Source organism: Alphaproteobacteria bacterium (genome assembly GCA_018063245.1).
Classification (GTDB): Bacteria; Pseudomonadota; Alphaproteobacteria; order JAGPBS01; family JAGPBS01; genus JAGPBS01.
In genome coordinates this window covers 18,061-31,605 of record JAGPBS010000007.1, presented here as the reverse complement: position 1 = coordinate 31,605, position 13,545 = coordinate 18,061, and the positions used below count along the sequence as shown (strand labels likewise).

14 protein-coding genes are annotated in these 13,545 nt (G+C 41.3%); 8 read left to right on the top strand and 6 right to left on the bottom strand.

The annotated features are described in order from the left end of the window. Positions 1-1,218, bottom strand: a complete 1,218-nt coding sequence (gene rocD, locus KBF71_01670; GenBank protein MBP9877029.1) for an ornithine--oxo-acid transaminase — start codon at positions 1,216-1,218, stop codon at positions 1-3. Beyond that, complete coding sequence (locus KBF71_01665; protein ID MBP9877028.1) at positions 1,199-2,110, bottom strand: arginase; 912 nt, start codon at positions 2,108-2,110, stop codon at positions 1,199-1,201. The genes rocD and KBF71_01665 overlap by 20 nt, the downstream gene beginning before the upstream one ends. A gap of 75 nt (positions 2,111-2,185) precedes the next feature. Here KBF71_01665 and KBF71_01660 point away from each other — a divergent pair, with 75 nt between their 5' ends. Beyond that, on the top strand, positions 2,186-3,205 hold the full coding sequence (locus tag KBF71_01660) for a VOC family protein (protein MBP9877027.1): 1,020 nt from the start codon (positions 2,186-2,188) through the stop codon (positions 3,203-3,205). Positions 3,206-3,367: 162 nt separating this feature from the next. On the opposite strand, the gene KBF71_01655 is transcribed toward KBF71_01660, so the two are convergent. The 4 genes from KBF71_01655 to KBF71_01640 form a co-directional block, all read right to left on the bottom strand. Further along, complete coding sequence (locus KBF71_01655) at positions 3,368-4,282, bottom strand: cation diffusion facilitator family transporter (protein ID MBP9877026.1); 915 nt, start codon at positions 4,280-4,282, stop codon at positions 3,368-3,370. A gap of 8 nt (positions 4,283-4,290) precedes the next feature. Then, positions 4,291-4,902, bottom strand: a complete 612-nt coding sequence (gene pdxH, locus KBF71_01650) for a pyridoxamine 5'-phosphate oxidase (GenBank protein MBP9877025.1) — start codon at positions 4,900-4,902, stop codon at positions 4,291-4,293. A gap of 207 nt (positions 4,903-5,109) precedes the next feature. Next, the gene (locus KBF71_01645) at positions 5,110-5,715 is read right to left on the bottom strand and encodes an SEL1-like repeat protein (GenBank protein MBP9877024.1); all 606 of its coding nucleotides are present in this window, start codon (positions 5,713-5,715) and stop codon (positions 5,110-5,112) included. 72 nt (positions 5,716-5,787) lie between these two features. Next, positions 5,788-7,923, bottom strand: a complete 2,136-nt coding sequence (locus tag KBF71_01640; GenBank protein ID MBP9877023.1) for a sel1 repeat family protein — start codon at positions 7,921-7,923, stop codon at positions 5,788-5,790. A 132-nt stretch (positions 7,924-8,055) separates the two neighbouring features. Between KBF71_01640 and KBF71_01635 the strand changes: the two genes are divergently transcribed. The 7 genes from KBF71_01635 (at position 8,056) to nuoE (ending at position 13,540) form a co-directional block, all read left to right on the top strand. Beyond that, positions 8,056-8,364: a hypothetical protein gene (locus KBF71_01635; protein MBP9877022.1), complete on the top strand. Its 309-nt coding sequence runs from the start codon at positions 8,056-8,058 to the stop codon at positions 8,362-8,364. Beyond that, positions 8,361-9,815, top strand: a complete 1,455-nt coding sequence (gene terL / locus KBF71_01630; GenBank protein ID MBP9877021.1) for a phage terminase large subunit — start codon at positions 8,361-8,363, stop codon at positions 9,813-9,815. Before KBF71_01635 ends, terL begins: the two co-directional genes overlap by 4 nt. A gap of 128 nt (positions 9,816-9,943) precedes the next feature. Beyond that, positions 9,944-10,315 (top strand): NADH-quinone oxidoreductase subunit A, encoded by a 372-nt coding sequence (locus tag KBF71_01625; GenBank protein ID MBP9877020.1) that lies wholly within the window; start codon positions 9,944-9,946, stop codon positions 10,313-10,315. Then, the gene (locus KBF71_01620) at positions 10,306-10,890 is read left to right on the top strand and encodes an NADH-quinone oxidoreductase subunit B (GenBank protein MBP9877019.1); all 585 of its coding nucleotides are present in this window, start codon (positions 10,306-10,308) and stop codon (positions 10,888-10,890) included. Before KBF71_01625 ends, KBF71_01620 begins: the two co-directional genes overlap by 10 nt. Before the next feature lie 61 nt (positions 10,891-10,951). After that, positions 10,952-11,569 (top strand): NADH-quinone oxidoreductase subunit C, encoded by a 618-nt coding sequence (locus tag KBF71_01615; protein MBP9877018.1) that lies wholly within the window; start codon positions 10,952-10,954, stop codon positions 11,567-11,569. Positions 11,570-11,609: 40 nt separating this feature from the next. Beyond that, positions 11,610-12,794 carry an NADH-quinone oxidoreductase subunit D gene (locus tag KBF71_01610; GenBank protein MBP9877017.1) on the top strand — a complete coding sequence of 395 codons (1,185 nt, stop codon included), beginning with the start codon at positions 11,610-11,612 and terminating at the stop codon, positions 12,792-12,794. Positions 12,795-12,895: 101 nt separating this feature from the next. Further along, positions 12,896-13,540 carry an NADH-quinone oxidoreductase subunit NuoE gene (gene nuoE, locus KBF71_01605; protein MBP9877016.1) on the top strand — a complete coding sequence of 215 codons (645 nt, stop codon included), beginning with the start codon at positions 12,896-12,898 and terminating at the stop codon, positions 13,538-13,540. Positions 13,541-13,545 lie beyond the last annotated feature (5 nt).

The following is a 13,545-nucleotide window of genomic DNA, read 5'->3' as shown; positions in this document are numbered from 1 at the left end:
TTAAATGTCTTTCAATACCTCAGCCATAGCTGTGATGGCAAGATCGATTTCAGCTTTTGTGATAATGAGCGGCGGTGCAAAACGGAGTGTCTGCTTGCGTGTATCTTTGGTCAGAATGCCCTTCTTTAGAAGCCTTTCTGCAAATTGACGCCCTGTAATCTTAGCCGGATCAAGATCAACACCAATCCAAAGACCTGCTGCTCTGATTTCGGTGATGACTGGAGAGTCTAGTGCCAAAATCTGTTCTTTAAAGTAATGTCCCATTTTAGCAGAGTTTTCAACAAGTTTCAATTCTTCGATGAGTTCAAGCGCTTTAAGACCAATTGTTGCTGCAAGAGGATTCCCACCAAAAGTAGATCCATGCGATCCTGCAGTGAAAAGAGAGAGGATTTCCTTCTTCCCAACAAAAACAGAAACAGGCAAAATCCCGCCACCTAAGGCTTTGCCAAGAATCAATCCATCTGGGCGGATATTCGCATGCTCAAAAGCAAAGAGTTTGCCTGTGCGCCCAAGGCCTGTTTGAACCTCATCAAGAATCATCAAAACACGGTTTTGATCGCAGATGGCTCTGAGTTCTTTGAGAAAGTTTGCATCCGGAATCATAATGCCGGCTTCACCTTGCATTGGTTCAAAAAGAACAGCGCATGTATGAGGCGTGATTGCTTTTTTAATCGCATCAATATCACCAAAAGGAACCTGGATAAAACCAGGTGTGAAAGGGCCAAAATGGTGTCTTGAAATTTCTTCAGAAGCAAATCCAACAATCGTGGTTGTTCTGCCATGGAAATTGTTTGTAGCAACAATAATCTCAGCCTTGCCTTCCGGTATTTTTTTAACTTCATATCCCCAGAGTCGTGAGGCTTTGATAGCTGTTTCAACAGCTTCTGCGCCTGTGTTCATCGGCAATGCCATATCCAATCCTGATAGGGTGCAGATTTTGGCTAAGAAAGGACCAAGTTTACTTGTGTAAAAGGCTCTTGAGGTGATGCAAAGTTTGGCAATTTGATCTTGCGCAACTTTGACAAGCTCAGGATGACTATGCCCATGACTCACGGCAGAATAAGCTGACATCATATCAAGATATTTGCGACCTTCAACATCATAAAGCCAAACACCTTGTCCGTGGTCAATCACAACGGGAAGAGGGTGGTAGTTATGGGCGCAATAATGTGATTCTGCTTCAATAATCTCGAGTGACTTAGAGAGATGATCGTGCATGTGTGAGATGGTTGATGAGGTTGGTGATGACATTTTTTGTTTTTCCTTCTTCGTCGAGTGTCGGATTATATTCTACAATTTCTACCATTTTACACAAAGTCTCAAGAGAAAGCTTCTCCATAATTGAATATAACTCATCAGGAGAGATTCCACCTGCTTCTGGCGATCCAAAGCCTGATCCAAATGAAGGATCCATAACATCTAAATCAAGACTTACAGCAAATGGCAGCGCTTTCTGAGAGAGAATAGAGAGAATTTCTGCAAAGCAATTCTCAAAGCCGCGGCTATCAACTTCTTCTTTAAAATAAACGCGTACATTTAATTTTTTAAGAAGGTCAAACTCTCCTTGCTCGTATGAGCGTGCGCCAATAATGAATAGGTTCTCAGGCTTTAATTTTGTCCCAAGCTCATAGAGATTACAAAGGTCCTTATGGCCATGTCCCATTAAAACAGCCAGTGGCATTCCATGTAAATTCTGAGACGGACTTGTTTCTGGCGTATGTGAATCAAGATGAGCATCAACCCAAACAAGAGCAATATCTGAGGAGGGGTGATGTTTTTTGAAACCAGAGACTGTGGCGATTGATAAAGAATGATCGCCGCCAATCACCAGAGGTCTTTTTTGCTGACTCAAAATTGTCTCAACCTTATCGCCAACTTCTTGAAAATAAGAAAATAAGATGTCTCGTTCAGTTGAATTTGTAAGGCGTTCTGCAAGAGAGATCTCCGGATCACACTCACAATTGATAATCAAATTTTGGGGTAAAATCGCAGCAGGGCCAAATTGTGTTTCCAGATATTTTGCGCCAAAACTCTGAGCGCAACCAATGGGTTCAAAAGCATCTTTCAGATTTGTTGCTTTTTCAATAAGGGTTGAAATTTGACTAGACATGTTGAGGATTCCATTTACAATACAAAGGTGCTATATCTGCTATTATCCCTATTATAAAAATAAAGTCATCATAAAATGTTAAATCCACTTTCTATTCAGTCAGTTTTTTTTCTGGAGTTCGCAGGTAGCTGCGAAAATCTTGAGTCTCTCTTTTCTAAAATATCTTTAAATCCGGTTGATTTTTTAAGTCAAGGTAATGTAAAGGCCTATCAAGCTAATGATGTTCTTTGTTTTCATGTGAATGAAGAAGATCATTTTAAAACTGCTTTTGAGTCAACGCATCAAGCAGGTATTTGTGCAATTGGCCTTAAGGTTGATAATGCAATCAATGCTTATGCCGAAGCCCTCAAGAAAGGAGCTGTAGCTGCGCCAGCTCATCGTATCGGAGAATTGTTTTCACTTGATGGCATTGTTGGTATTGGAGATGTTATTTTTTATTTTCTGGATGAGAGGCATCAGAAACAGATTGAATCTTGTTTCCATAAATCTTATGACTTTAGACTTGGGAATCTGTGCAGCATTGATCATTTGGCTTTTAATATCTTCAAAGATCATTTTGAAAAGCATAAGGATTTTCTTGAAAAAGTGATGGGTTTTACAGCCCAGCAAGATTTTGAGATATTCGGGGCAAAAACATCTTTTGAAACAACTTCTTTCAGGCTTGGGGATTCAGATTTACAGTTTGTTTTGTCTCGCAGTCGTGATGCTTCCTCGCAGATCAATTCTTTTCTAGATCGCTTTCAAGGCGAGGGGCTTCAGCATGTAGCTTTTGAAACAAAGAATATTGTTCATGCTGTGACGGAATTTCAGCAGAAGGGCGTTGCTTTTCAGCCAACGCCTGAGAGCTATTACCAAGATCTCAAGGAAAGACTGATGAATCATGGCGAAGACATTGCTTATTTGCAAAAACATAATTTGCTTTTGGATGGGGATGATAGTGCGCGTCATTATTTGCTTCAGATTTTTACCAAAGAATTGCTCGGCCCCATTTTCTTTGAATTGATTGAGCGTAGAGGCGCAAAAGGCCTTGGTGAAGGAAACATTACCGCCTTGTTTAAGTCGGTTGAGAGGGAGCAGCTGAGTTCACGATCGTAATAGATCATTTAGTATCGTCACTCAGAGCCATCCCTTTAGGAGGGCGTGGAGTCTCTAGGGCATAACATATGTGCAGTTTATATTATTACATTGCAGAGATTCCACGCCACCTCTTAAGGAGGTGGCTCTGAATGACGATTGTTTGAATCTCAAAAGTGGATCTCACCCCAATTTATGATCCAATCTATCATCATCAAGGCCCTCAGGCTCTTGGTGAATTAAAATTTCTGCATGGACAAAATGAGCTCTGAGTCTCTGTTCAATTTCATCTGTGATTTCATGGGCCTGCCACAAAGTTAGATCGGGTGAGAGCTCTAAATGAAATTCGATGAATCGATACATGCCATCATACCGGGATCGTAAATCGTGAAGTCCCTTGGCGGAAGGATGACTCATGACAATATTTTTTATTTGCGTCCGCTCATCGGGCGAGAGTTCGTGATCCATCAAGATGTTTAAGGCATCTTTCACCAAAGATTTTGTTCCGATAATCAGGAATGTTGCAACGCCAATCGCAAAAAGCGGATCCAAGTACCAAATGCCAGATTCCCCAGAAATAATCAATACAATAACCACCGAAAAGTTCATGAATAAATCACCGCGATAATGCAAGCGATCGGCTTTAATCGCAACGGAATTGGTGTGCTTAATAACATAATTTTGAAAAAGAAGCAGACAAAGAGTTAAAATAACGGCAATGACCATGACAATGATTCCAACTTCGGGTGCTTGCATTTCTTTGGGATGCAAAAGATTATTCACAACTTCATAGAGCAAAATGACACAAGAGCCAACAATAAATGAGGCTTGGACAAGAGCAACAAGAGATTCCGCTTTCCCATGTCCATAACGATGATATTGATCTGCTGGTTTGAGTGCTTTCCGAATGCCGATAAAAATAATGCTTGAGGTCATGAGATCAACACTTGAATCAATCAGTGCAGAAAGAACAGTCATCGATCCTGTTTCCACATAGGCATAGAGTTTCATCAGGACCAAAATGGTTGCAATCGTCACGCTTGCAATGCTTGCATATATGCGCAATTTTTGATGATCATCGGTGTGTGTGAAGCTCATTTTATGTCCTATGGATAAAGTCGTGTGCTTGTCCATGACCAGTCACCTTTAGCTGACTTTGTCATCTGGTATAAAACACGTTGGTGAAGCCGAAAAAGACCTTCTTCCCAAAATTCAATATGGCTCGGGACAATGCAATAGCCTTGCCAATAAGGAGGTCTCGGAATTGGTTTGCCCGCATATTGAGTCTCTATTTTTGCAATCGCTTTTTGTAAATCATCCATATGTTCCATGGGCCTAGACTGCTGAGAAGCCCAAGCGCCAACCTGTGCATCTCTTGGTCTTGAGGCAAAGTAAGCATCGCTTTGATGAGGCGTTACAAGAGAAACATCTCCATCGATTCTGATTTGTCTTGATAAAGATTTCCAGTAAAAACAAATAGATGCGCGTTTGTTCTCGGAAAGGTCTTGGCCTTTGTGTGAATCTGTATTGGTATAAAAGACAAAACCATTAGGTCCCCATTCTTTGAGCAAGACCATGCGCACAGAGGGTTCATTTTTTGCATTCGATGTCGCAAGAGCCATGGCATTATGGTCCCGTGGCTCTTTGAGTTCAGCCTCACTGAACCAGGTGCGAAACCAGTCAAAGGGGTTTTGGTTGATAGTGTCAAAAGATGTCATTGGATGTTCTTTTATAGAAATGTGAGAAAGCCTAAGCCTACCATATTTGCTGAGGAATGAATAGAGAGTTCGTTAATCGCATCGATCGGGTTAAATAGACATCATCATGGAAAAGCAGCGATCAGCATCCAATTGATTCCCTGCCTTGTGTAGTCATAAATGGCTTTTCTGAGATATCAGAGTCCTAGGCGATAGAGTACATTTACTTTACTTTGTGTCGGTGCAAATTGCTCGGACGTGGTGCTTTTTTTTAGTAGGAGGGCTCACTAATCCAAGTTGTTCAGCAAAAGTCAGAAACTCTGTTGCTTGGGAAATACCACATTTAGATGCGGATATAAAGTTTTTAAGCGCTTTGGTTTTGTTTTTCTGTGTCCCAATGCCATTGGCATTACAATAAGCAAGGTGATAGTGGACAAGGCCTAAAAGAAAATGATCAAGCGGAGATGAAAATTTACTTGTTTTACTATATTCATGAATCACTTCAAGGAGTGTGAAAAAAGTGTCCTGGTCCTCTTTTTTTACGTGCTTTCGTTTTGTGAGTGTCTTGCAGGCTATGGAATAGATGTTCCAACAATAACCAAGCTTCTCACTTTGATCTTGATCAGGTGCAAGAATGACATAATCGAAAATCGTTTTATGATTGGCGCCAAAATAAGGTTTTATCTCTGATGCTCGTAGTTGCAGTGTTTCAACTGATTTATTGAGCTTAAGAGGTGACCATGATCTCACAGTATAAGACTGGAACAGGTAAATTGGATCAGTTTCATTGTTTGATTGAATATGATTATTTTTTTGTATGGCCAGGTTTGTCATCTTGAATCTCCTCGTGTTTTGTATAATGATATCAAATTTAGAATAAGAGGTGAATTGTTAATCTCTGATGGTTCAGGAATTCTGTTCTTTTTTTGGCATGACTTGATCGATCCAGGCGAAGGCCTCATCATGATTTTGAGTTGCAGCAGATAAATAATAAATTGTAGCAACTAACTGATTTGATTCAATAATTTCTGGAAGTCCATTTTCGTAATGAAAAGCGAGCTGATATTGAGCACTTGAATTTCCATTGATTGCCGCTTGTTCCAGATAGTGGATATATTGATCAAGGTCACGTGGCAAGATATCTCCCTCTGTGCCCACACCTGTTAAGTATAAAAGGGCAAGCCTGAACTGAAAAGAAGACTTTTTCCTTTGGACTTCTGGGTCAGAAGGTTGGATATCTTGATAAAATTCAACAGCTTTTTGAATGTGAGACACAGCCTTTTTTTGATCAATTGGGAGCGTAAAGGTATGATCAAAATGACCGTTGGTGTAAATATCTGCAAGAGCTGCGTGCGCTTCTGCCAAAGCACTGTAATTTTTGTTGATGGGAGTGTTGATCTGAGTGACTTCTGTTAAAAGTTGGAGAGCTTTTTGAAAATGAATTTGACCAGCATCACCCGTTTGATAGGCTCTAGCAAGAGAAATTTTACAGTTTACATCAAGCTGTTCATGCCGTGCATTTCTGGGTGAGATTTGAGCAAAACACCTAAAGTAATGGAGAGCTGTTTCAAGATTTTTAGGGACTCCATGACCATGCTCATAGCATATCGCTAGACTTGCAAATGCGTAATCGTGCCCCAATTCTGCAGCTCTGACAAAGTGAGAAAAGGCTTTTTTATAATTGACTTTTTTACCAGTGCCATAATAATAGACGCATCCTAGAATGTTTATAGATTCAGGATGATTTTGTGCAGCAGCCAGAGAATAATAATGCAGTGAATTCTTTATATCTTGTGGTGCATAAATCTCTCCAAGTTCAAATTGCGCCTTTTTGTAGCCTAAGTCTGCTGCTTTAATTAGATATGTAAGAAAGTTCCGGGGATTGATAGGGATGATGAGATTTTCATGATCTCTCATCAGTGCTCTTGAGAGGTGAGCGCATCGGTAAAAAGCCTCTGGAAGTGGGAAGGCTTTTAAGAAGAGTTGGTAAGCCTTATCGCGCTGCGGCTTTAAAAAGAAATAGCGGTTTTGAAATCCTCTTTGATAAAGTTTTGCTAAAGATAAACAAGCTGAGTGATAAATATTACCTGGCGTTTCTGACTGTGCATTATGTGCAATGACAATATTTAAAAGACCGATAGCGCATCTTATGTTTTTCTGCCCATTTATACCTTTAAGCATTGCATTTGCTAGCAATTCGCAAAATTGTAATATGCCGTTTCGATCATGATCTGGGCCTGAGATTACAATCAGGTTTTGATAGGGCGCAAGGGATTCTTCTAAACTTTCTGGAACATTTATCTTTTCTGTATAACAGAGGCTGAGATTCTGAATGGCCAGGGGGTGATTTTGCGCGGCAGCCAGATGAAAGTAATGTTTTGCTCTTTCGAGATCTCTTTGGGTTCTGAATCCATTAAAATAAAAACACCCCAAATTGATAAGTGCCTCAGGATGACCTTGATCCGCAGCGCGATTAAAATAATGAAAAGCTCTTTCAAAATTTTGTTCGCGCCTGAGGCCTATGCCATAATACTCAGCCACATGATATTGAGCATCGCTATGTCCGCATCTAGAGGCTAATTTAAAGAATGCAAATGCCCGGTCCCCTGATGAGTCAGTTGAATTCATCGTGAGCATGCCAATCATGTGCGTTGTGAGCGTTTCTAAAAAATGATCATTGGGTTTGCTGCCGTATCGACCATATCTGATGAAAAGATCTGTGTGCAGCTCAGTCAAGCGTTCATGTGCTTTTGCAAGACTCATTGGTTCAGCTTTTTGATGTTCAGGATCAACATATTGATTCAGATGTGATGAGTTGAGCGCATAAGCACAGGCTTCAATATATCTTCGCCAAAGAGGTGAAATGTCAGCAGGTAAGGGATTGGGACAATAGATGATGTGTCTTTCCAGAAGATTCTTATTTTTGATGCTTAAAAAGAATGTAAATTGATTGCGCAGAATTGTGTGCTTTAAAACAACGCAAGGCTGAGATTGAGCTGTTTTTCTATAGGTATAAAGAGTGATGGGCTGTATAGAAGACATATGACTCTCCATAAGGAAGAAGTGATTTTGAGGGTTTCTTTCCATTCCAAAATAGAAGTGTCAATATTTTATGAATAAAAATTAACATTCAAAATAAATTATCTGTTATATTAAATAGAGGGGGAGGAGAAAATGGAGAAGACTGGAAAACAAAAGACTGTGCTAAAGTCACGCAAAAAGGGACTGATTGTACAAGAGCGTGAAAAGGCCGAATATGCCAAAACAGCATTACGCATTCTCTATGAGCTTACCCTTGATTCTGAGTTGACTGGAAATATTCGCCTGCAAGCAGCCAATTCTCTTTTAGATCGCCTTTGGGGCAAGAGCGATAAAAAAGGATCAGGGACTACAAAGGTATCTGAAGAAACAACGATGAATAAGTTAGAAGCCTTGAGTGATCAGGAGCTTTTGGGATTGATTGAGGAGCAGGGTGCAGAATGAGTGCTAAGAAAATTCTGACAGAGCTTTATCAAAGACGTCGAGCCCGTAAGGGCTTTCGTTATTTTTGTGAGTATGCAGGTGAGCTAAAACCAGCTCGGCATCACCTGTATTTGATTCAAAAATTACAATTGATGGCTGATCGAAAGCTGAAGCGTCTCATGGTTTTTATGCCGCCAGGACATGCAAAAAGTACGTACGGAAATTTACTTTTTGTGCCTTTTTACATGGGGTGTCATCCAACCCATTCAGTGATTTCAGCGAGTCATACGCAGGAATTTTCTGAGAGATTCGGGCGCAGAGCTCGGAGTATGATCGAAAGTCCAACTTTTAAAAATCTGTTTGGCTTTTCATCGTCGCAAAGCAGTCGTGCCTCTGGGCGTTTTGATACGGAAAAAGGGGGTGAGTATTTTGCCGTTGGTGTTGGGGGATCAGTGACCGGACGACGTGCTGATTTTGTTGTGATTGATGATCCGCTTAAAGGGCGAGTTGAGGCGGATTCGCAATTGATGAGAGATCGCATTTGGGAGTGGTATCTGGCTGATTTGCGAACAAGGCTTAAGCCAGATGCAGGCATTGTTCTGATTCAAACACGCTGGCATGAAGATGATTTGGCAGGACGGATTCTGAAATATCATCAAGATGAGAAGTGGGATGTCGTCTGTTTAAAAGCGATTGCGGAAGAGAATGATCCATTGGGCCGGGCTGCGGGAGAGGCTTTGTGGCCAGAGTGGATGTCGATCGATCAATTATTGGTTGAGAAAAAAATTCAATCAACGCGGAATTGGTCTGCCCTTTATCAGCAAAATCCAATGCCAGATGAAGGTGCCTATTTTAAAGAAGATTGGATTCGGTATTATGATGAGATGCCTGATCTTTCAAGCATGAAGATTTATGGTGCGAGTGACTATGCGATTAGCTCGAATGGCGGTGACTATACAGTGCACGGTGTCATTGGTGTAAATGCCAATGATGACATTTTTCTGCTGGATTGGTGGCGTGGGCAAACCAATACAGATGTTTGGGTCGAGGTGTTTCTTGATTTGATGAATCAATATAAGCCTATTATGTGGGCAGAAGAAGCAGGACAAATCTCAAAGTCTTTGGGGCCTTTTATTCAAAAACGCCAGCAGGAAAAAAGAATCTACGGATACCGGGAACAATTTGTATCGGCAATTGATAAGGCGAGTAGAGCACGCGCGATTCAAGCGCGCATGGCAATGGGGAAGATTTATGTGCCAAAAAATGCTCTTTGGTGCCATGATTTGATTGCTGAAATTATTTCATTTCCACAAGGAAAACATGATGATCAGGTAGATGTCCTAAGTCTTTTCGGCAGAATGCTCGATAAAATGATCACGGGAAATGATCCAGGATTGAGGGGCAAAAAAGAGAATACATTCAGTGACTTGTTTGAGAAGCATTTGAGAGCAAAAAGGATGGCGCGGGATTGATGGAAAAAAATGCTTTGCCTTAATTATTTTTCAATAGAACTTGTTGACAATGCTTTTAGAAAGTGTAAAGTCAAATTGTCTGATTCAAGTGAAAAATAATATAAGAAAAAAGAAGTAGAGAACAACAAATGGCACAAGAATTTTTTCTATCTCCATATCTCCCTATCTTAATATTTCTGGGCATTGCAGCAGGCCTTTCGATCGTAATGGTTGGTGCCTCACTGCTTGTTGGTAAGCAAAATCCTGATAGCGAAAAGCTCTCTGCTTTTGAATGTGGTTTTCCAGCATTCGGTGATGCGAGACGTCGTTTTGATGTTCGCTTTTATCTGGTTGCTATCCTTTTTATTATTTTTGATCTTGAAGTGGCTTTCCTATTTCCTTGGGCTGTGAGTCTTGGTAAAATTGGGGGCTTTGGTTTTTGGTCGATGTTTGGCTTTTTGGTCATTCTGACAGTTGGATTCATTTATGAGTGGAAAAAAGGAGCTTTAGAATGGGAGTGATTTTGCCCAAGACAGAAATAGAGAACGGTCAAGCACCTGGGATAGAAGCTCTCAAAGAAGCCTATATGAAGTCTGTGAATGATGAGATTCAAGACAAGGGCTATGTTGCAGCGAAGTTTGAAGATCTGCTCAATTGGGCCAGAACAGGATCACTTTGGCCATTAACTTTTGGCCTTGCCTGCTGTGCGGTTGAAATGATTCATGCCTATATGAGCCGCTATGATTTGGATCGATTCGGTGTGATTCCGCGTCCAAGTCCACGTCAAGCCGATGTATTGATTGTTGCAGGGACTTTAACAAATAAAATGGCACCAGCTTTGCGCAAGGTTTATGACCAGATGGCTGATCCAAAGTGGGTGATTTCAATGGGTTCTTGTGCGAATGGTGGAGGCTATTACCATTATTCTTATTCGGTTGTAAGGGGATGTGATCGTATTATTCCTGTCGATATTTATGTGCCGGGTTGTCCGCCAACGGCTGAGGCTTTGGTCTATGGGATTATGCAATTGCAAAAAAAGATTAAGGGTCGTAAGACAATTGATCGTTCTGAACGTGCGAAAAGCCTTTCTTTGTAATTGATGTCAGTGAAGGAATAGACAGATGGTTAATGAATTGCGAGAAAAGAAAAAAGCTGAGATGGAAGAGCTTGATGCTTATTTGCTCTCAAAGGTTGGTTCTTTTATTGATGAGCATTATTTTGCTCAAGATGAGCTGACGCTAATGGTTCCAGCACAACATCTTTTGCCTTTATTGACTTTTCTGAAGAATGATTCTCGGTGCAAGTTTACGCAATTGATGGATATTTGCGGTGTTGATTTCCCTGACAGGATTGCGCGTTTTGAAGTTGTTTATCACCTTCTGAGCATGTCTTTTAATCGTCGTGTTCGTTTGAAAGTTGCTGTGTCAGAAACTGTTTCTTTGCCAACGGCCACAAAACTCTATGCAACAGCAGGATGGTTCGAGCGTGAAGTATTCGACATGTTTGGTATTTTGTTTGATGATCATCCAGACTTGCGCCGCATCCTCACAGATTATGGTTTTGAAGGCTTTCCTCTGCGGAAAGATTTCCCGCTGACAGGTTATGTGGAATTACGATACGATGGTGAGCAAAAGCGTGTTGCTTATGAGCCTGTTCAATTGAAGCAGGACTTTAGGAATTTTGATTTCTTAAGCCCATGGGAAGGCATGACGGATCGGATTCAGCAAGACTACTTGCTGCCAGGTGATGAAAAAGCCTATGCGCAGAATCAGTAACGTAAAGGTATGAGACTCAAGAGAAACATTAGGAAAAAGAATGTCAGAAGATAAGCATATTAAACCTTACACGATCAATTTTGGACCACAGCATCCTGCGGCTCACGGTGTGTTGCGTCTTGTCTTAGAGCTTGATGGTGAGGTTGTTGAAAGAGCGGATCCTCATATTGGTCTTTTGCATCGTGGTACTGAGAAATTGATTGAATATAAGACCTATATGCAAGCTTTGCCCTATTTTGATCGCCTTGATTATGTTGCGCCGATGAACCAAGAGCATGCTTTTGCGCTTGCAACTGAAAAACTATTAGGCATTGCTCCCCCGCCGAGAGGGCAATATATTCGTGTTGTTTTTGCAGAAATTGGGCGAATTTTGAATCATATTCTGAATTTAACAACTTATGCGCTTGATGTAGGTGCGATTACGCCAGCCCTTTGGGGATTTGAAGAGCGTGAAAAGTTGATGGAATTTTATGAGCGTGTTTGTGGTGCAAGGCTTCATGCTAACTATTTTAGACCTGGCGGTGTATCGCAAGATTGGCCAGCTGGACTTGCTGAAGATATTTGGGCCTATACAGAAACTTTCCCCAAATTTGTAGATGAGCTTGAAGGGCTGCTGACTGAGAACAGAATCTTTAAACAAAGAACGGTCGGTATTGGCGTTGTCACAAAAGAAGAAGCAATCAACTGGGGCTTTTCAGGTCCGATGCTCAGAGCCTCGAACGTTGCTTGGGATTTACGAAAATCTCAGCCATATGATGTCTATGACAAGATCGATTTTGATGTGCCTGTTGCGACAACGGGTGACTGTTATGCACGGTACTTGGTACGTGTTGAAGAGATGCGTCAGTCAAATCGCATTATCCGTCAATGTTTACGTGAAATGCCAAAAGAAGGGCCTGTCAAGGTTCAAGATCATAAAATCACACCGCCACCGCGTGATGAGATGAAGCAGTCAATGGAGGCTTTGATTCATCACTTCAAATTATATACAGAAGGCTATCACGTGCCAGAGGGTGAGACATACACGGCTGTAGAAGCACCGAAAGGTGAATTCGGTGTTTATTTGGTTTCAGATGGGACAAACAAGCCTTATCGCTGTAAGATTAGAGCCCCAGGTTTTGCGCATTTGCAAGCTATGGATATGATGTCTAAAAAGCACATGCTTGCGGACGTCGTTGCGATTATTGGGTCGATTGACATTGTGTTCGGGGAGGTTGATCGATGACTGGATTAGAAGCGGATAAAAAGATGGAAAAGACAAAGAAGATTTCAGTTAAAGCACCTAAAAGTGCCATAAAAAAGACAGAGAGTGGCGGTGCGAAAAAGATGTCAAGCAAGGATGACAGCTTTGACTTTAATGCTGAGAATCAGAAAAAAATTGCTCAGATCTTGAAAAAATATCCAGAGGCTCAGAAGCAAAGTGCTGTTTTGCCCTTGTTGGATTTGGCGCAAAGACAAAATGGCAATTGGGTCAGTACAGCTGCTATGGATAGAATTGCTGAGATTTTGGAAATGCCGAAAGTGCGTGTCTATGAAGTTGCAACTTTTTATACAATGTTCAACAAAGAGCCTGTTGGTGAGTTTCATATTCAGCTCTGTCAAACAACGCCATGCTGGCTTTGCGGATCGGACAAATTGGTTGATTTAATAGAACGTAAGTTAGGTATTTCAGCCGGTGAAACAACAGAGGACGGTCTTTTTACATTGACCAAAGTTGAATGCTTGGGCGCTTGTGTGAATGCACCGATGGTTCAGATCAATGATGACTTTTTTGAAGATCTCAATGAAGAGCGCCTTGAGGCGATTCTTGCAGATCTCAAAGCAGGTAAAAAGGTTCAGATGGGTTCACAATTGAGTCGTTCAGGTTCATGCGCTGTGACTGGGCCAACATCCTTGAAGGATCACGTGCAGCAAGGGCAAACGAGTATCCCTTCTTCTAAAAGAGCTAAAGTTTCAAAGGCGAATGGGTGAACGGA

What these genes read in the sequence shown, in the direction of transcription:
- rocD (MBP9877029.1), bottom strand. Translation starts at nt 1,218, where the DNA reads ATGCACGATCATCTCTCTAAGTCACTCGAGATTATTGAAGCAGAATCA.
- KBF71_01640 (MBP9877023.1), bottom strand. Translation starts at nt 7,923, where the DNA reads ATGTCTTCTATACAGCCCATCACTCTTTATACCTATAGAAAAACAGCT.
- KBF71_01665 (MBP9877028.1), bottom strand. Translation starts at nt 2,110, where the DNA reads ATGTCTAGTCAAATTTCAACCCTTATTGAAAAAGCAACAAATCTGAAA.
- pdxH (MBP9877025.1), bottom strand. Translation starts at nt 4,902, where the DNA reads ATGACATCTTTTGACACTATCAACCAAAACCCCTTTGACTGGTTTCGC.
- KBF71_01625 (MBP9877020.1), top strand. Translation starts at nt 9,944, where the DNA reads ATGGCACAAGAATTTTTTCTATCTCCATATCTCCCTATCTTAATATTT.
- nuoE (MBP9877016.1), top strand. Translation starts at nt 12,896, where the DNA reads ATGTCAAGCAAGGATGACAGCTTTGACTTTAATGCTGAGAATCAGAAA.
- KBF71_01620 (MBP9877019.1), top strand. Translation starts at nt 10,306, where the DNA reads ATGGGAGTGATTTTGCCCAAGACAGAAATAGAGAACGGTCAAGCACCT.
- terL (MBP9877021.1), top strand. Translation starts at nt 8,361, where the DNA reads ATGAGTGCTAAGAAAATTCTGACAGAGCTTTATCAAAGACGTCGAGCC.
- KBF71_01610 (MBP9877017.1), top strand. Translation starts at nt 11,610, where the DNA reads ATGTCAGAAGATAAGCATATTAAACCTTACACGATCAATTTTGGACCA.
- KBF71_01645 (MBP9877024.1), bottom strand. Translation starts at nt 5,715, where the DNA reads ATGACAAACCTGGCCATACAAAAAAATAATCATATTCAATCAAACAAT.
- KBF71_01615 (MBP9877018.1), top strand. Translation starts at nt 10,952, where the DNA reads ATGGAAGAGCTTGATGCTTATTTGCTCTCAAAGGTTGGTTCTTTTATT.
- KBF71_01635 (MBP9877022.1), top strand. Translation starts at nt 8,056, where the DNA reads ATGGAGAAGACTGGAAAACAAAAGACTGTGCTAAAGTCACGCAAAAAG.
- KBF71_01660 (MBP9877027.1), top strand. Translation starts at nt 2,186, where the DNA reads ATGTTAAATCCACTTTCTATTCAGTCAGTTTTTTTTCTGGAGTTCGCA.
- KBF71_01655 (MBP9877026.1), bottom strand. Translation starts at nt 4,282, where the DNA reads ATGAGCTTCACACACACCGATGATCATCAAAAATTGCGCATATATGCA.